At 33.7% G+C, this 16,986-nt stretch carries 16 protein-coding genes; 4 read left to right on the top strand and 12 right to left on the bottom strand.

Going from position 1 to position 16,986, the window contains the following annotated elements:
- Positions 1 to 2 precede the first annotated feature (2 nt).
- Positions 3 to 1,694, top strand: a complete 1,692-nt coding sequence (locus tag CEY12_RS17530; protein WP_089028914.1) for a S8 family peptidase — start codon at positions 3 to 5, stop codon at positions 1,692 to 1,694.
- Positions 1,695 to 1,756: 62 nt separating this feature from the next.
- Here CEY12_RS17530 and CEY12_RS17525 read toward each other — a convergent pair whose 3' ends face one another.
- The 8 genes from CEY12_RS17525 to CEY12_RS17490 form a co-directional block, all read right to left on the bottom strand.
- Positions 1,757 to 2,269, bottom strand: a complete 513-nt coding sequence (locus CEY12_RS17525) for a hypothetical protein (RefSeq protein ID WP_089028913.1) — start codon at positions 2,267 to 2,269, stop codon at positions 1,757 to 1,759.
- A 49-nt stretch (positions 2,270 to 2,318) separates the two neighbouring features.
- Positions 2,319 to 2,855: a hypothetical protein gene (locus CEY12_RS17520; protein ID WP_089028912.1), complete on the bottom strand. Its 537-nt coding sequence runs from the start codon at positions 2,853 to 2,855 to the stop codon at positions 2,319 to 2,321.
- 5 nt (positions 2,856 to 2,860) lie between these two features.
- Positions 2,861 to 4,234 carry a DUF4153 domain-containing protein gene (locus tag CEY12_RS17515; RefSeq protein WP_089028911.1) on the bottom strand — a complete coding sequence of 458 codons (1,374 nt, stop codon included), beginning with the start codon at positions 4,232 to 4,234 and terminating at the stop codon, positions 2,861 to 2,863.
- A 7-nt stretch (positions 4,235 to 4,241) separates the two neighbouring features.
- Positions 4,242 to 4,727, bottom strand: a complete 486-nt coding sequence (locus CEY12_RS17510; protein WP_089028910.1) for a Coq4 family protein — start codon at positions 4,725 to 4,727, stop codon at positions 4,242 to 4,244.
- Between the two features lie 16 nt (positions 4,728 to 4,743).
- Positions 4,744 to 5,583, bottom strand: coding sequence for a metallophosphoesterase (locus CEY12_RS17505; RefSeq protein WP_089028909.1), 840 nt, complete (start codon positions 5,581 to 5,583; stop codon positions 4,744 to 4,746).
- A 72-nt stretch (positions 5,584 to 5,655) separates the two neighbouring features.
- Positions 5,656 to 5,946, bottom strand: coding sequence for a winged helix-turn-helix domain-containing protein (locus CEY12_RS17500; protein WP_089028908.1), 291 nt, complete (start codon positions 5,944 to 5,946; stop codon positions 5,656 to 5,658).
- A 62-nt stretch (positions 5,947 to 6,008) separates the two neighbouring features.
- Complete coding sequence (locus CEY12_RS17495; protein ID WP_089028907.1) at positions 6,009 to 6,626, bottom strand: hypothetical protein; 618 nt, start codon at positions 6,624 to 6,626, stop codon at positions 6,009 to 6,011.
- Positions 6,627 to 6,746: 120 nt separating this feature from the next.
- The gene (locus tag CEY12_RS17490; protein ID WP_089028906.1) at positions 6,747 to 7,511 is read right to left on the bottom strand and encodes an enoyl-CoA hydratase/isomerase family protein; all 765 of its coding nucleotides are present in this window, start codon (positions 7,509 to 7,511) and stop codon (positions 6,747 to 6,749) included.
- 288 nt (positions 7,512 to 7,799) lie between these two features.
- On the opposite strand from CEY12_RS17490, the gene CEY12_RS17485 reads away from it, so the two are divergent.
- Positions 7,800 to 8,345, top strand: a complete 546-nt coding sequence (locus CEY12_RS17485; protein WP_089028905.1) for a phage tail protein — start codon at positions 7,800 to 7,802, stop codon at positions 8,343 to 8,345.
- 36 nt (positions 8,346 to 8,381) lie between these two features.
- On the top strand, positions 8,382 to 9,203 hold the full coding sequence (locus tag CEY12_RS17480) for a T9SS type A sorting domain-containing protein (protein ID WP_089028904.1): 822 nt from the start codon (positions 8,382 to 8,384) through the stop codon (positions 9,201 to 9,203).
- 113 nt (positions 9,204 to 9,316) lie between these two features.
- Here CEY12_RS17480 and CEY12_RS17475 read toward each other — a convergent pair whose 3' ends face one another.
- The 3 genes from CEY12_RS17475 to CEY12_RS17465 form a co-directional block, all read right to left on the bottom strand.
- Entirely contained in the window at positions 9,317 to 11,995 is a 2,679-nt protein-coding gene (locus CEY12_RS17475; RefSeq protein WP_089028903.1) for a DEAD/DEAH box helicase family protein, read from the bottom strand.
- Positions 11,996 to 12,062: 67 nt separating this feature from the next.
- Positions 12,063 to 12,764, bottom strand: coding sequence for an SMUG2 DNA glycosylase family protein (locus CEY12_RS17470; RefSeq protein ID WP_089028902.1), 702 nt, complete (start codon positions 12,762 to 12,764; stop codon positions 12,063 to 12,065).
- Between the two features lie 14 nt (positions 12,765 to 12,778).
- Positions 12,779 to 13,309, bottom strand: coding sequence for an SMI1/KNR4 family protein (locus tag CEY12_RS17465; protein WP_089028901.1), 531 nt, complete (start codon positions 13,307 to 13,309; stop codon positions 12,779 to 12,781).
- Between the two features lie 408 nt (positions 13,310 to 13,717).
- Here CEY12_RS17465 and CEY12_RS17460 point away from each other — a divergent pair, with 408 nt between their 5' ends.
- Entirely contained in the window at positions 13,718 to 14,413 is a 696-nt protein-coding gene (locus tag CEY12_RS17460) for a CPBP family intramembrane glutamic endopeptidase (protein ID WP_089028900.1), read from the top strand.
- 51 nt (positions 14,414 to 14,464) lie between these two features.
- Here the strand turns inward: CEY12_RS17460 and paaZ are convergent, their stop codons facing one another.
- Entirely contained in the window at positions 14,465 to 16,960 is a 2,496-nt protein-coding gene (paaZ, locus tag CEY12_RS17455) for a phenylacetic acid degradation bifunctional protein PaaZ (protein WP_089028899.1), read from the bottom strand.
- Positions 16,961 to 16,986 lie beyond the last annotated feature (26 nt).

Here is a 16,986-nt window from a genome sequence, read left to right as displayed (position 1 = left end):
TTATGAAAAGAAAAATTCTTATTTTATTACTTTCCGTCTCTGTCCTATCATTTGGACAAAGCAGAAAAGGGCAGTTTGAGCTACAAAAAAATTCGAGATCTCACTCCCTGTATGTCTGTTTTACGAAAACAAATAACCCGGATGATCTCATTAATGATGTGTTACGCAAAAATCCTTCGTTAAGGGATTTTGTGAAAAAAAATGAGCTTTCATTTGTCTATGAACTGGATTTCAGCCCTAAAAAACTGGATGAAATGACAGAAGCCAGTAAAAAGAACAACAACTCGGGAGAATCCGTTGAAAAGCTGAAACGAATTTATAAAGTGGAAGCTCCTGTAAAAGATAATGACCATATTATAAAGCTGGCTCAGAACTTTGAAAACTTTAAAGAAATTGAATATGCCTCAATACTAAGCAATGAGCCCATTGTTCCGCCATTCATCAATACTTTTGTTGCAACTCCAAACCTGGAATCCAATCAAACTTATCTATTGGCTAATCCAGGGATCAACGTAAATTATGCATGGTCCAGGGGAATTACCGGCCAAAACGTAAGGGTCCGTGATGTGGAATATGGTTTCCATAAATCCCATGAAATGCTTGTTAATCAAAATGCTATACAATTTGAATCTGGAGTATCTCCTAACTCATCTTTAACCAATCCGAATAGTTCTTATTATGGTTTTCTTGATCATGGTACTTCCGTAATGAGTATTCTTGGTTCAGCAAAAGATAATATCGGTCTTTCGGGAGCGGCTTATAATGCAGCTGAAATGAAAGGCTTTTTGGAATGGACAACAACTTCATACAATAGAGCTGCCGCTGTTTCACGTTCAATAAATGCGTCGCATGCTGGCGACATTATTTTATATGAAATGCAAACCGGAGGACAAAATTCCAACTACGTTCTCGCTGAATATAATAATGTTATCTGGGATCTTACAAAGGCTGCAACTGATTCAGGAATTATTATTATAGCTGCTGCCGGAAATGGAAATGAAAATTTAGATGATCCATTTTATTCTGCTTACAACGCAAGGGGAAATAGTGGTGCCATTGTGGTAGGTGCCGGATCCGATACAGCTCAGCATTCTAAATTAAGCTTCAGTACTTATGGTTCAAGAGTAAATGTACAGGGTTGGGGTCAAAATGTATTGGCTGCCGGTTATGGCTCCTGGGCTAAATATGATAATGATAATAACAGAACTTATAATCTCTTTAATGGAACCAGTTCTGCAACTCCAATAGTTGCTTCCGCAGCTATACTGATCCAGTCATTTAATTATCAACAAACAGGGCAATACCTTACTCCTGTTCAAATGAGAAATATTTTGATTAATACAGGTATTCCTCAAGGAGGTAATTTAGCGACAAAAATTGGTCCTCTTCCGAACATTAAAGCTGCTATAGAATATTTAGAAGGAAGTCGAAATACTCTTTCTGCTAAAAATCAGATTTTAAGTCCTTTAAAAGTTGAAGTCTATCCAAATCCAGCTTCAAATTTCATTTCAGTCAAAAATTCAGAGGATAAAAGTCTAACTTTCGAGATCTATACTATGACAGGACAATTAATGTTTAAAGGAACTCCTTCGGCTGATAAAAAAATAAATATTTCTCATCTTCCAAAAGGAAACTATCTTCTCAATGCAACAGACGGTAAGAGAAGAACTGTTGAGAAATTCATTAAAGAATAAATAGTATTAAAAAACGTCTCTCAAAATGAGAGACGTTTTTCTTACATAAACTTTTATAAAAACTAATTTGCAGGTATACTGCTAAAATTAAGTGCCACTTTTAAGTTCATATCTGAACTTGTTTGATTTTTCAATTCATAAACCGTTCTTACGGTCACTCCATTGCTTTTCACGACCTCATCTAAAAATCCGTTATTATTCAAATCCAGATTTAAACTGGAACTGTTTGAGGAGATATTGGAACGCGAAGCAACCAATTTTTCTCCAGTTCCTGAGGAAGAAATATATACTTTAATATTTTTAAAAGCGCTTAAATTTCCGCCAGATGGGGAGACTACAGAAATTTTGGCGTCGGCTAACCTTACATCTTTTATTTTGGCATTGTTATTTCCTCCAAACCACGTTTGCACATTAGAGGCCGTTGCGGTAGAAGAAACTTCTTTATCCGCCGGAACTCCCGTTGAAACTAAAACACTGGCAGTATAAGGAAATGTATTTTGAACTAATGACTGTACTGTTCCACAGCTAACAAGAGCAGCCGAAGCTACAATTGCTGTCAAAAATATATGTTTCATAATTGTAAATCTTAATATAACAATTACATTACAGAAACTATACCAAAGATCATTCTACAGTTACAGAAAAACTTCCTTTTGTATTCCCGGACGCCATATTACTTTTCCCGATAATCAACCATATTTCTCCTTTGCCTGCAACCTGATAAAAGATCTCTCTTCCAAAAGGACCATCGTAATCCCCATTCGGTAATTTTATCTGATTAAACCTGATATTAAAATCTTTTTCTTTAGTAGAAATAGAAGCTTTAACATCACTCTTTTTATAATTTGTAATTTTAAGAATCAGCTCCTGCCCTTCTTTAGTAAATTGTTCCCCTACGGTAAAGGGAAGTTGGGAAGCATCAGCAGTCCTTATAATTTGTCCGTCCTTTTCACTTCGCATCACTCCTTTTTTTAAGACATGCTTAGTGACAGGAGAATTATTAATAATAGAATCTCTTTTTCTTATTTCAGCAGAATCAACTGTAGATTCAGGATGCTTATCCGCAACCATTACTGAATCTTTGTTAACTGCTTCTGTCAAACTTGGTTCTTTTTTACAAGAAATAATAATTAAAGGGATTAACAATAAGGACTTTTTCATAATAACTATTCTTTTAGTGTTTCATAGTAAAGAATTTTTGAAAGAAAAGTTGGCGATATTTCTTTTCTAACTTTACTTATAATTTGTTTTTTTAATATTTGATCATTTTTTTTCTCAGCAAATTCAAGTATTTCTTTTTCATTGAAATTGATAGAATCTAAATGGTACTTGACTACAAAATCATTTCTTTTCATGTTTTGAGAAGTTATAAATCCTCCCCAATTGATATAACTAGTAGCCAAAACTGTTCCATAAAAATACCAGGTCATGGTATTAAAAAGAAATGCATTCCTTTTTTTATAATGTATTTTGATAAAAGTCATTATAAGTCCTATTAATGATAAAATGAGGAATGCGTAAACTCCCAGTCGTTTATACGTGAAGCCATAATTGATTATATATTCTGAATTTTTTATCATTGCAGAAATGATCAATACTCCATTTAAAAAAATCCAGACCTTCGCCAGGGTTTTCATTAATCCTGCCTTTGGATCAAAATTAAAACTGGATTTAAAATAAAACATAATCACAAGAATGGCCATAACAATAGACATAATTACTGCATTTACTCTTTCATGCGTCTCTTCTGATAATTGATTGGGAGTCTTCGACACTTCATAAAACTGTTCATAGTTATAAGAAATGATAAAGAAAACCAGCAATATATTTAATGAAAAAAAGGAGATAACCCCACTCATTCTCTCTACATCAAGATCCAGAAAAGAATAGGTGGATTTTATTGTTTTATTTTTCTCGTGAAAGTCATTATCTAAAAAATGATTCTGTTTATAAATAAGCTTCTCAACCGTGTAATTCCAATAATTGAACGCTATAAAAATCCCTAAAACAGTAATGCAGAATAATTGCCAGAAATTAACATCTATTTCAATATTGGTAAATAGATTGGCAAAATGATTACTGCCCGCAGAATAAATTCCAAAGAAAACGGCAATCAATACCAGAGGGATTAGAATAAGAGCAAAAACTTTTTGCCACAAACCTGAAACGTTTGTTTTTGGAAGCCATTGCTCAAAACTAAAAAACCGACATAAAAATGTAAAGCAATTCACAACAAAAACGGGAATTAATAAAAGAGGTTTCAATCTTTTATTTTTAGATCTATAGGACAAAAGTAATAATGAACTTACGATCGCCAGAAATGAAGGAAAATCGCCATACCATGCAAAAGCAACGGAAGAAACAATACTTGTAACAGTTAAAACGTAAAAGATTTTCGTTCTATTTCTTTCCGGTGTTTTGTACAAAGTCAATAAGGAATAAACAATTCCTAAGATCCCTAAATTCAACCCTACATTCTCATTGTAAAAGAGACTGATAAAGATGGCGGTCGTAAGTAATATATAGTGATGTGTTTTCATGATGTATTTAATAATATGTTATTGTATTTTTTTGCTGAATAAAGTTTTTGAGATGCTCAAAATCCTGCCATAGCAATGCTTCAAAATCCCACTGATAAAATGGCCTCATACTTTGACCTTTTTTAAATGCTTTTATATACATTTTGAAATATTCAGGTAAGATCAATGTGCCCAGTACAATAGCTCCTAAAAGATGTGCATTGAGTTTCCCATTTCCTAAAAGAAGATATTGCATTGCAATTTCATCTTCAAAGTTGGTCCCACAGCCCGTTATCAAGTGGTGCACATCATGATTTTCCATTTTAGGAATCATGGTAAAACCATAGCGTTTATAAAATTCTCCAAGTTTTCTGCCCAAAGAATCTTCGCGGAAGCTTAGCAATTGTTGTTCATTAAATTGCCACTGCCTTTTCTTTTTTTTAAAGTATTTCCTGTATAGCTTCTGGGTTTTCCCATATACAAAAAGTAAAAACTGAACACGTAATTTTTTCATAGTTTGATTATTTTAATTAAGCCTTTCTTAATGTGAAAACTGTAATTTCTGGACGAACCATAAACCGGACCTGATAGGAATGTCCAATAGCCCTATTGATATAAAGCATTCTCCCATCCTTAAGATCAATTTCCCCAGAAACATATTTCTTGTTTTTTACAGGGAGAATAGGGGTGATCACTCCGGGTATCCTGCACTGACCTCCATGGGTATGCCCGCTTAAAATCCAGCCTTTATATCCATTCCATACATCTTTATCACATACATCGGGATTATGACAAAGGACGAGGTTGGCTTTCGAATGATCTAAATCTTTCATGACAAGCATAGGATTAAAATTGGGTGAAACCATATCCTCAAAACCTATAAAGTTGAGACCGTGCTTTTCATATTGCTCATTATTCAGCATTCTGATTCCAAAGTCACCTAAAATTTCACAGATACTTCTGGAAAGTCCAATGTCATTCCAGCTTGATCCATAATCATGGTTTCCTAAAATTCCGAAGGTTCCCAGACTTCCATAGACGGCTTTTTCCATTACTGTTTTTAAATCCTGTTGTTCCTGAATGGTTCCATGATTAACAAAATCTCCAGTATACACTACAAATTCAGGTTTGAACTCCTGCGCTTTTTGAAAAGACTCGATCAAAAAGTTCCAATCAAAGCGATTCCCTACATGTAAATCGGAAATCTGCATTAAAGTCTTACCTTCAAGATTCGCAGGTAAATTCCGGATTGGAAGCTTGTGTTCAACAAATTCAACCCAGAAAGGCTCTACCTGCCAGGAATACAAGGCCGGAAAAGATCCGATCACAGAAAGCTGAAAGAGCCTTTTTAAGAATGTTTTTCTTGTCATTGCTATTTTTCTAATTTTAAACAAAACAAAGAACTTTGAAATACAAAGTTAATTGGTAAAAAAATATAGCAGTTATCTTGCTATTAATTTTTCAAGCGCATCCAAATGCTCTGTGAAAGCCTGTCTTCCGCTTTGGGTAACACGATAGGAAGTTTTTGGCTTTTTCCCTACAAATTCTTTCTTCACTTCTATATACCCTGCTTTCTCCAATGCATTACTATGACTTGCCAAATTCCCATCTGTAATTTCCAACAATCCTTTCATTTCTGAGAAGTCAACCCAGTCGTTAACCATAAGAACGGACATAATGCCCAATCTTACGCGACTTTCAAATTCTTTGTTGAGTTGATTTATTTTAATCATAATTTAAAGATATCAGGTATTAGGTTGCAGGATTTAGTTCTTCACCCCCAAAATTCATATATCTATTTATATTTTTTATGCATAATTAATCCATACACAATATGTAAGACTCCAAATCCAAGCGTCCAGGCAATTAGTCCCCAACCTAAAAAGAATAAAGTAATTAATCCTAATATAATCTGGCAATATCCTAAATATTTGACATCGGTCAAAGTATATCTTTCAGCGCTTACTAACGCTAATCCGTAAAAAATCAATGTTGCAGGCGCAATTAATGGAAAAAGATGATGATACAAGAGCGCAAGACATACGACACCTCCTGTTACTAATGGAACAGAAAAGGTTAACAAAAGACGTTTTGTTGTAGCATCCCAGATTTTCAATCCTTTTCTTCTACTTTTGTTGGCCGTAAAAAAATATCCGCTAAGCACCGCAACAAATAAGATCAAAGTCCCTATGATCATCAATTCTCTAACTAATGCAGGGCTGTAAATATTCCGGTCACCATTAAAGTAGTCAATCCCTTCTCTCTGGAAAACAAAATAGACGTATACTGCTCCAGCAATAGCAGCAAGACCAGCAAAAACGCCAGACAACCCACTCAGTGAAATAAATCTGGATGACCGTTCCATCATAGAACGAATATGGGACAGATCTTCGTGATAATTTTTTGAATCCATATAAAGAACTTTGAATTACAAAGTTAAATATTTTTTTTAATCTCCAAAATATTATCTAAAGTTTTTAAATAAAAAAACCGCTGGCATCATCAGCGGTATTAATTATTTAATACTATCTATTTATTTTGCTCTCAGTCTCTCCTTAATAGACTCAATATTTTTCTTTGCAGAATCTTCCAGGATCAAGCTCGCACTCATATGGATTCTTGCCGGCATTAATTCATTAAAATGCTCTGTTCCTTCCCATGATACTTTTTTAATTAAAGCTAATGCATCACTACTTCTTGAAGATAATGTTTGCAAAAATTTCTCAAGTTTAGTATCCATTTCCTCAATATTTTCTGAAACTGAATGATACACATTATGTTGTTCTGCCCATTCGGCAGATCTGAAATCAGCATCGATAGCCATTGCTGAAAATTGGGATTTTCCGATTTTTCTTTCAACGTAAGGACCGATCACAAAAGGCCCAATCCCTAAATTAATCTCCGTTAGCGCCAACGCAGAATCTTTTGTTGCAAAACAATAATCAGCACCGCACGCAATACCAACTCCCCCGCCTGTCGTTTTTCCCTGCACTCTTACCACCACTATTTTGCCACAATTTCTCATTGCATTTAAAACTTTAGCAAAACCTCCAAAAAACTTTGTGGAAGCATCTAGCTCTTCGATAGCCAGAAGTTCGTCAAAACTTGCCCCTGCACAGAAAGCTTTCTCCCCTTCACTTTTTACGAGAATAGCTTTAACCTCACTCTTTTCACCTTCATCTAAAATAGTCTGTGCAAGTTTTTCTAAAATTGCTCCGGGAAGTGCATTACTTTTAGGAGTTCCGAAAGTAATTTCGGCGATATTGTTTTTAATTTCTGATATTACGAACTCGTTCATTTTTAATTTTAATTGGATTGTCACAAAAATACTAAATAGAGGCTGTTAACGAAAATTAAACCTATAAAATTTACTGCTTTGATCCGGTATTTATTTTATAGCAATTTAAAACCAATTCCATCTTATAAAGTCAATACGTAAAAATACGGACTCTACAATTTAGTAATTTCTACTCTACCCTTCCATTTAGTTATGTTGTTCCTTTGGGATACCAAAACAAGCTACTCAGCGATATTCTAAAATCATTCAAAGAGTAGTAAAAAGCTAACACCGAAAAAACTTATTATTATGGAAGAATACATGGGCATAGTAAAGCTATTTGCAGGAAATTTTGCACCAAGAAATTGGATGTTCTGCGATGGAAGGCTTTTAAGTATCGCACAGAATAGCGCTTTATTCTCTTTATTAGGGACAACATATGGCGGTGATGGTATTACCACTTTTGCTTTACCAAATTTAATTGGACGTATGGCATTAGGCGCAGGTAATGCAAGTGGTAAATCTTATCCTCTAGGTATTATTGCAGGGAGCGATACCACAACTCTATTACAGCAGAATATGCCAAGTATGGGAGGTTTTCAATTGAAAGTGGCTAACAAAAATGCCAACTCATCGGCACCTACTGCATCATCGGCTATTGCTATGACTGGAACACAGGTAGGAAGAGATTTCAATGCAGTACCTAGTTTTGTGAATGATGCAAATCCAGATACTGTTATCAATCCTCAGTCAATCTCATTTACAGGACAGAATATGCCCGTTAATAATATGCCACCATATCTTGGTTTGAATTATATTATCTGTATTGCTGGCATCTATCCTTCAAGAGAGTAAAAATTCTACAAATACAATAATCTAAATATTAAAATTATGAAAAGCACTACTTTTTTAATGATCTGTAGTATGCTCATTTCTATTTTTTCTTTTGGGCAGACGAGTACAGAAGTATTTGAAACAGAATCCAACGGTAGTACCAACTTTACTGATAATGGAGTAATATTCAACATAATATCTCATGTATCAACTTTTGATATACAAGCAAACTACCCAGGAACTGGCTGGAACGGAACAGCAAATGATAACAGATATATTGATAATTCAGGATCTGTAGCTGCAGGAGCTTCTTTCAGCATTAAGACTACCTCTAACTTATTCAAAGTAAACCGGTTTTGGGTATTCCTATCCAACAACGCTTTGAATCAAAATGTCGTTGGAGATCTTACAGTCATTGGTAAACTGAACGGGGTAACAAAGTTTATGCAGACGAAAATTACCGGTTTTGCAACCTCTCTAGGAACAACAAATGGACATACCTTAGTTGATTTGACGAATCTTAATGGGCAGAACTATTCAAACATTATTATTGATGAACTTCAACTCACATTAGGTGGAGCATATACTTATGCAGATTTTGATGCCTTTACCTGGGTGAAAGATACCGGAATTGTACTTGCTACAAATGATGCAAAAGCAACAGTGGACAAAGTCAGCATTTATCCTAATCCAACAACCGGCCCCCTTACAATAGAAACTCAAAAAGATTCAAAAGCTGAAATATACAGTCAGGAAGGCAAACTGATAAAAAGTATCAATATTAAAAAAGGAGTGACCGATGCAGATATTTCCGAGTTCCCTACAGGAGTATATCACATCAAAACTTCTTCCGGATCCTACAAGATCATAAAAAAATAGCTTACGACAATAAAAACTAATAACCATGAAAATTATATCATAAGCTAGATTGTACCGTGAAGTATTCTATTTACACAAATGGAAAATCCCTTGAATAACTCAGGGGATTTGTTTTATCTGCTCCATTTGTGTAAATGCTCAATTCTTGCATTCCTTTTCATTAGTGATTGAAATCTCAATTTTATAAGTATTTTTCTTCCCTCAATTGTTCTTGTAAAAACTAACTCTGACTTGTCCATTAATTCACTCCAAGTCTTATTAAAAAATTCAGCGCTCTTTTTATTTTTGGCAAATACTTCAGGAAGCGGATAATAATTATCACCTTTTATAAAAAATGAGAAAGTTTTTTGTTTAAGTAAATACCTGGGATTATCAACTGGTGAAATTAGTTCTTGTAGAGTCATTATAAATTGAGCCTTTTCATAGTTAGTTCCACCACTCAGATAGCAAATTGCATTTCCTTCACTATCTTTAGTACTAATAACATTTAATTTTTCAATGGGCGTGATTATAATCTTTTCTTTTAAAAGATTCTTTAAAATAATATCTCCAAATATTTCAATATGCTTTGCAATATTTTTATATTTCAAATATTGCTTCAGCGCTCTGTAAAACTTTCCACTATAAGTCACAAATCCGACAAATCCAAATATCAAAGCGAACCAAGAGAAGTTATTTTCAAAATGTACTGATTTTGCAGACTTAAACATTCCTACAAAGAAATCCCACCAAAACATTACAAAAGAAGAGATTATCATCATTGAAAAATTACTCATCATCTTACTGAGGTAACTCAGTTTCATTTGTTTAGCTTCTCGATTACTTTCAAGAGGTATTTTAATTTCTTCTATTAGAATATTCCCTTTATCCAAAGCTAGTTTCCATTTCTTACTTAATTGATTTCTTTCATTAGCTAATAAAAAAGTGCTTTTATTAATCGATGCTATATCATTAACATTCCCTATCGTTTTAATACGAAGTCTTTCAAAATTATTTTCTATAATAGGGTCATCGTCATTAGAAATCCCAACGAAAGTTTTAAAACGTCTTTTCAGCACGTTAAAATCTTCTCCTCCTGAAGTATTATTTTTATCAAAACATACTAAATGCCAAATATTTCCAGTTTTATCCGGATTATCTTTTTGAGTTCTTATCACTCTTCCCCTCATCTGATTAGATAGAACAAAAGAGCTTACAAAGCTTGCCAAAACTAAAGAATTCATTTTAGGAGCATCCCAGCCTTCCCCTAAAAGAGACTTTGTTCCAATCAAAATTTGAATTTGCCCCCATTGAAAAATTTCAGTAACGATATGAACTATATGACTTCTTAATTGATCATTAACATGAATTATAAAATAGTTTTCATCATAAGGCAGTAATGACATAAACTCGTTTGAAATAGAAATTTTAGAACAAAGCTGATCGAAGCTACCTTTAGCTGTCATAGGAATAATAATTATACTTCCTGTTAAAACCCCAATTTTTGCATTGTGAGTATTTTCCCTTCTTAATTTTTCAAAAATTGGGATTGCGCCTAATTTATCCAGATTAAAATTATTTTCAATCCCATTACTAAGATACTCCTTCTTAATAAAATCAGTAAGGATCACCATTTTTAATTCGTCTTGCAATGCCGAATATTCAAAGTCTACAATTTCTTTTATTCCATTAAATTTTCCAACACTTGAATTTAAAGTTTTAACTAAATTTTTATTATTAAAAAAAACCACCATTTTGTCTTCGATAAAACCTTCTCTTCTAAGTTTATTTTCTAATTTTAAACGATGTTCTGTTACATTTTTATCATCAACAAATAAATAAAAATCCAATAGTTCCTCCATCCAAAAAAAATCAAACTCAGGAATGTATTTTTCCTGATCTCCGATAATTTCAAAATGTACTTCGGCAATTTTCCTTCCTCTAAAATGTAAATAAATCAAAACGGATGAATAAGATGAAATATTTTCATATATCCATTCCAAATGCTCTTGTGGAGCTCTATAAACGGGGTGATTTTCAAGAGTATTAAGAAGCATATCATCATTTCCGATTTCGTCAAAAAATTGATTTGCGGATGTGTAATAATGTTCAATTTTCAGATGCTCTTTTTCTGTTGGAAGTGTAAAATAAACCAAATCTTGATGTGGACATAAATCACCTTCAAGCATTAACTCCGGAACAGATATTTCCACATCAATGTTACCATTAAGTTGAATGTACCTTTGCCATTCTAAAGCTGACACATCAAACGGAGGAGTTGCAGTAAGGGATATAATGATAGGATTAACTTCATGCTTCAGTTCTATCAGGCTTTTCCACCATGCCTTCTTTAAATGATGAGCTTCATCGAAAATAAAAATCTCAATTTTATTTTTCTTTAATTTTTTTACAATCTCTGAAACATTAAAATTTGAGGATATTTCATCCTGTTCTCTATCCAAATCCATCGAGTTAGTAAACGCAGAATAAATACCCTGATAAGTAGTAACTGTAACAAAACCCAAGTTTTTAAGATCCGTAGATATCCATTCCGGCATATCTTCAACTTCTAAAAACAATTCGCAAAATCTTTGCACCCATTGGTTTCTGATTGCAAGTGTGGGAGCAACAATTAATGTTGGCTTGTTAAGCCTTAACATAACCTCTAGTCCTAATACTGTTTTTCCAGATCCAGGAGGCGCAATAATATGCAAATGATTATCAATGAGATATTCATTAAGGTGATTCAAAAAATTCTTCTGATAAGTACGCCAACTGTATTTAAATTTGATATTTTCAGGAAAGGATTTCATACAATCTAATAAAAAAATAATTTAAAACTGTGGGATTAACACATAAATTGATAAGTAATTACAGGAACTAAAACTCGATTTTACTCTTTAAAGCTAGAATATATTTATCAATATACCATTCCTTTTCTTTCAGTTTATACTGTTGTATATATCTCGGATGTTCCAAGATGGTCATTTTTTCAAAGAGATGAGCTTCTTTATTGAGTTTTGAAATAAAATCAGCGTTCTTTTTCCCCAGAATAAAAACCTCTGAAGTATCAAGGCCTAAACTGATATGCTTTTTTAGAGATGTAATCATAAAACCTTTAACATCTTCAAATAAACTGCGATCGTCATAGTAATTGGCATTTAACCAACCATTTTTTGATTTTTTTACAATAGCTAAAGGAAAGGGGGAATTGATGTAATACTCCTTATAAAACTCATCCGGGCCTCCATATTGTTCAATCATATCATACATAAAAACAGATGAAATTTCATGGGTATGGGCAGATTCCATGGGTATTCCACAGACGCTTTCCAGTCGTTTTGTATCTGTGAATGGGATTCCAGTTACTCCTGCTCCGTTCCGACTGGGATTAATCCCAATGATAAATCTTCTACGTTCTGAATCATGGTAATATTTGTGATAAAACTTTTGCATTACCCCCATTGTTTCAGGATTGTCAAAATAAGGATTCAGTACATGAAACTCCTCTGGTAAGTCTCCATGATAATGAAGACTTTTATTAAATTCAATGACTTTATCGGCAAAGGTTATATCTTTCATTATTCGACTCTTACTTAATCAAATTCTTCATCATCTTTCAAACCTTTAATAAAAGTTTCAAAATTCTTAGCAACGAATGTCTTTTTATAATCATCTTCCTGATCTACATGAACAACTTCCGGTTCACCATTTTTACCACATTTTGAATAATCCAACAAAATCATATCATGACCTGCAGAGGGACAATCACAAATATAAATTCCATCATTAGGATATCCCCATTCGGTAATCATAAATTGACTTCCTAATTCTCCACAAAGAGAATATCTTTTATTTCTTCCGATTCCCATAATTCCTGTAATTGCAACGTGATCTTCTGCCCAAGAAGTACTTTCAAAAGTTGGAAAACAGGTCTTTTTTGGAGTTCCTCCATTTTGTAGTTTCATTAATTCTATATAGGAATCTGATAATTTATATCCTAAATCTCTTTCAATTGATGAAATTAATTCGTCATCTGGATGAACATCAATATATTCCTTTATTGAATAATCATCATTATCCCAAAAAACAGTTAAGTCAAAGTCTTTAAAAAATTTTAATTCCATAATATTTTGTTAATTAAAAATGGAGCCATATAACTCCCTCAAATATCATTATTTTATTTTAAACCAGATCAATCTAAACTGATCAAATGATGGATAAAATGTTTTCTATATATAAGTTCCCACATTTCTTTATTTAATTTCTCAAACACAAAATTCATATATTCTGCTTGTGGATTTTATTTATAATAAATTGAGAGTCTTTTCGAATTATCTATGAAAGACTGCTTTCATTCTTTACTTTATGATTTTGTATTAAGTTTTAAAAATATAGTTTATTTGAACCAAAGTTAATACCCATTTGTGATCCATATCTTATTATGATAAACATTTTGATTTTTAATTAATTTAAGTAATTTTAGTTTTAAAATAATAGCACAACCTGTTATTTTAAAAAATAACTTTTAACCCATGATCGGAATTATAGCTGAGCTTATCATTTCCTGGTTTTTGCTTTGGATTATTGATAGGAAAAACCTATCTGTCCTGGGATTTAAGCTGTATAGAAAAAGAATACATCAGTTAGGTGCTGGTTTTTTGCTAGCCGTTATCTGTTGTTCTCTTTATCATTTGATGTCCGTTAATTTCACTGACAATAGCTGGGTATTGAACAAAAAGGTGACTGGGTATATTGTTTTAATCAGTTTATGGTTTACAGTAAAATCTGTTTTATTTGAAGAACTTATATTCAGAGGAGCCTTGCTTTATTTAGCTATTGAAAAGTTGGGAATAAAAATAGCCTGCATCCTGTCCGCTGTAAGCTTTGGCATCTATCACTGGTTTTCCTACAATGCTTTCGGAAACCCATTTCAAATGGGAATTATTTTTTCAATGACAGCCATTTTCGGATGGATATTGGCTTACGCCTTTGCAAAGACAGGTTCACTCTATTTGCCGATAGGATTACATCTGGGATGGAATTTAATCAATATCGTTATTTTCTCGAACGGTCCTTTAGGAGATCAGATCCTCGTTAAGGCTAATGAAAATAAACTTGAAGGTCTTTTATCACTATTCGTTTTCATATTTCAGATACTTGCCCTTCCTGTTTTAACTTATTGGTATTTAAGATATATAAAACCGAAAACTAAGGAGATTACTTCATAAAAAATCAGCAATCTTTAATGGATTGCTGATTTTTGTATTGTTAATAAAGGATTAAATCAACCCAAACTGATCAAAATGATGGGTAAAATGTTTTCTATGCATCAGTTCCCACATTTCTTTATTTAGTTTCCCAAACACAAAATTCATATGTTCTGCTTGTGGATTTTCTTTATAATAAATTGAGAATCTTTTCAAATTATCTATGAAAGACTGCTTTGCTGCTTCCAGATTTTTATGACGTAGATCTAGCAGAGTTTCATCTTCAGCTAAGAAAGGTGCTGGAAAATCTTTTGGCATTTTTCTGTGATTATAAAGAGAGTCCTGCCATTTTTCCAATTGCTCTTCTGGTGTAAAACATTTTTCAGCTTCAGGCTCACCTAAACTTACCAAAACCGCGTGCTCAAGATGTTCAATCATCTGTTGTGCAGACATTTTTCCCCAGTTAGGCTGAGTATTTTCAGATAAACCATTTAAAGTTTTCTGAATATTTTTTAGGTTTAAATCGATGAATGGAGATTTTTTTGCAACTAATGTTAAAATCGTAGCCACACAAACCACCTCATCTCTTTGGTTTATTACTTCAACCATCCATTTTACAACACCAGAAGGAATGTTTCTGCCTTTCACGCCTCTGTTGATCTTTTCTTTAGCTGTTAAATAAACCGTAATTGTATCTCCAGCATAAACAGGTTTGAAGAATGAACAGTTTTCCAGTCCATAATTAGCAATTACAGGTCCCTTTTTACCGGAAACAAACAATCCTGCTGCCGCTGAAAGAATGAAATATCCATGAGCTACTGTTTTATCAAAAATAGTTCCTGTTAAACTCGTAGCATCAGTGTGTGCATAGAAATGATCCCAAGAAACATTGGAGAAATTAACGATATCAGCATCGGTAACAGTTCTACCCGCCGTTTCAAGTGAATCTCCAACCTCAACATCTTCAAAATATTTTTGGAACGGATGTTTATCTGCAAATTTTTTCTCAGCTCCCTGTTGATAAATTTTAGTGATCGCTGTTAAAATATCCGGTGATCCCTGAATTGCTGTTTTTTGAAGGAAGAAATGAAGCCCATTTAACCCACCCATTTCTTCTCCTCCTCCAGCTCTACCAGGTCCTCCATGCATCAATGTAGGAAGTGGTGAACCATGACCTGTACTTTCTTTTGCACTGTCTCTGTTCAGAACAAAAATTCTTCCATGCTGTGAAGCCATTTTCCATGAAGTTTCTGCAACGAATTGTTCATCATGAGAAACAATAGAACCTACCAAACTTCCCTTTCCTCTTTTTGCCAGTGCTGCAGCTTCTTCTGCATCTTTATAAGGCATCAATGTAGAAACAGGTCCGAATGCCTCTACGTCATGAGATATATTTTTTTCAAAAGGTCTGTCGTTAAGAAATAATTTCGGGCTCATAAATGATCCTTTCTCATAATCGGCATCTACAAGTTCATGCTTTCCGTCATATACAAGTTCTGTTTCAGTTTTAAGTATATCTACTTTTCTAAGAACTTCATCATATTGTTGTTTTCCAACCAAAGATCCCATTCTGGTTTCTCTGCTTAAAGGATTTCCGATTTTAGTCTGATCCAAAGCTTTCGATAAAGCACTTTGTACATCCCCAATTAAATGCTCAGGAACAATAATTCTTCTGATTGCTGTACATTTTTGCCCTGCTTTGGTTGTCATTTCATTACGAACCTCTTTGATAAACAAATCAAATTCAGGTGTTCCCGGTTTTGCGTCTAATCCAAGGATTGAGCAGTTTAAAGAATCAGCCTCCATATTGAAACGTACTGCATTTCCTGCCACAGAAGGTAAAGACTTTAATTTTCTTCCCGTATTGGCAGAACCTGTGAATAGGACTGAGTCTCCATCCTGAACATAGTCGAGAATATTTCCGGGTTCACCACAAACTAATTGCACAGCACCTTCAGGAAGAAGACCACTTTCAATCATATCCTGGAATACGGCATTAGTAAGGTAAGAACCAAAAGGAGAAGGTTTAACGATAGAAGGAACCCCCGCCAATAATGAAGTGGATAATTTCTCCAACATCCCCCAAACAGGGAAGTTATAAGCATTGATCTGAACAGAAACCCCTTCACTTGGAGTCAGAATATGTGTTCCTAAAAAAGTTCCGTTTGCAGAAATTTTCTGTGTTTCACCATCTACCCAAAACGGTGTGTTGGGAAGCATCCTTTTTGCTAGTCCGGAATAGGTAAAGAAAGTACCAAAACCACCTTCAATATCCACCCATGAATCTACGTGAGTTGCTCCTGTTTTATATGATAAATCGTAATATTTTTTCTTTCTTTCCAAAAGATACAATGCTACTTTCTTCAGCATTTCCCCACGATCATAAAAAGTCATTGAGGATAAATTTTTGTATCCTACAGTTCTTCCAAAATCAAGAGCATGCTCAAATTGAAGGCCTTCAGTATCCGAAATAGCTACCTGCTCGCCGGTTACGGCATTATAAAGCGGAATACCGGCTCCGGTTCCTTCTACCCATTCTCCGTAGATGTAATTCTTTAGTTTTTCCATAATTTAAAACAGAGTTTACTGTAATA

It is taken from the genome of Chryseobacterium sp. T16E-39 (assembly GCF_002216065.1).
Taxonomy (GTDB): Bacteria; Bacteroidota; Bacteroidia; order Flavobacteriales; family Weeksellaceae; genus Chryseobacterium.
This window is presented reverse-complemented; position numbering and strand designations above follow the sequence as displayed.

Bases quoted from the DNA above. Each gene is read 5' to 3' on its own strand.
- CEY12_RS17530 (WP_089028914.1), top strand. From the start codon at position 3: ATGAAAAGAAAAATTCTTATTTTATTACTTTCCGTCTCTGTCCTATCA.
- CEY12_RS17525 (WP_089028913.1), bottom strand. From the start codon at position 2,269: ATGAAACATATATTTTTGACAGCAATTGTAGCTTCGGCTGCTCTTGTT.
- CEY12_RS17520 (WP_089028912.1), bottom strand. From the start codon at position 2,855: ATGAAAAAGTCCTTATTGTTAATCCCTTTAATTATTATTTCTTGTAAA.
- CEY12_RS17515 (WP_089028911.1), bottom strand. From the start codon at position 4,234: ATGAAAACACATCACTATATATTACTTACGACCGCCATCTTTATCAGT.
- CEY12_RS17510 (WP_089028910.1), bottom strand. From the start codon at position 4,727: ATGAAAAAATTACGTGTTCAGTTTTTACTTTTTGTATATGGGAAAACC.
- CEY12_RS17505 (WP_089028909.1), bottom strand. From the start codon at position 5,583: ATGACAAGAAAAACATTCTTAAAAAGGCTCTTTCAGCTTTCTGTGATC.
- CEY12_RS17500 (WP_089028908.1), bottom strand. From the start codon at position 5,946: ATGATTAAAATAAATCAACTCAACAAAGAATTTGAAAGTCGCGTAAGA.
- CEY12_RS17495 (WP_089028907.1), bottom strand. From the start codon at position 6,626: ATGGATTCAAAAAATTATCACGAAGATCTGTCCCATATTCGTTCTATG.
- CEY12_RS17490 (WP_089028906.1), bottom strand. From the start codon at position 7,511: ATGAACGAGTTCGTAATATCAGAAATTAAAAACAATATCGCCGAAATT.
- CEY12_RS17485 (WP_089028905.1), top strand. From the start codon at position 7,800: ATGGAAGAATACATGGGCATAGTAAAGCTATTTGCAGGAAATTTTGCA.
- CEY12_RS17480 (WP_089028904.1), top strand. From the start codon at position 8,382: ATGAAAAGCACTACTTTTTTAATGATCTGTAGTATGCTCATTTCTATT.
- CEY12_RS17475 (WP_089028903.1), bottom strand. From the start codon at position 11,995: ATGAAATCCTTTCCTGAAAATATCAAATTTAAATACAGTTGGCGTACT.
- CEY12_RS17470 (WP_089028902.1), bottom strand. From the start codon at position 12,764: ATGAAAGATATAACCTTTGCCGATAAAGTCATTGAATTTAATAAAAGT.
- CEY12_RS17465 (WP_089028901.1), bottom strand. From the start codon at position 13,309: ATGGAATTAAAATTTTTTAAAGACTTTGACTTAACTGTTTTTTGGGAT.
- CEY12_RS17460 (WP_089028900.1), top strand. From the start codon at position 13,718: ATGATCGGAATTATAGCTGAGCTTATCATTTCCTGGTTTTTGCTTTGG.
- paaZ (WP_089028899.1), bottom strand. From the start codon at position 16,960: ATGGAAAAACTAAAGAATTACATCTACGGAGAATGGGTAGAAGGAACC.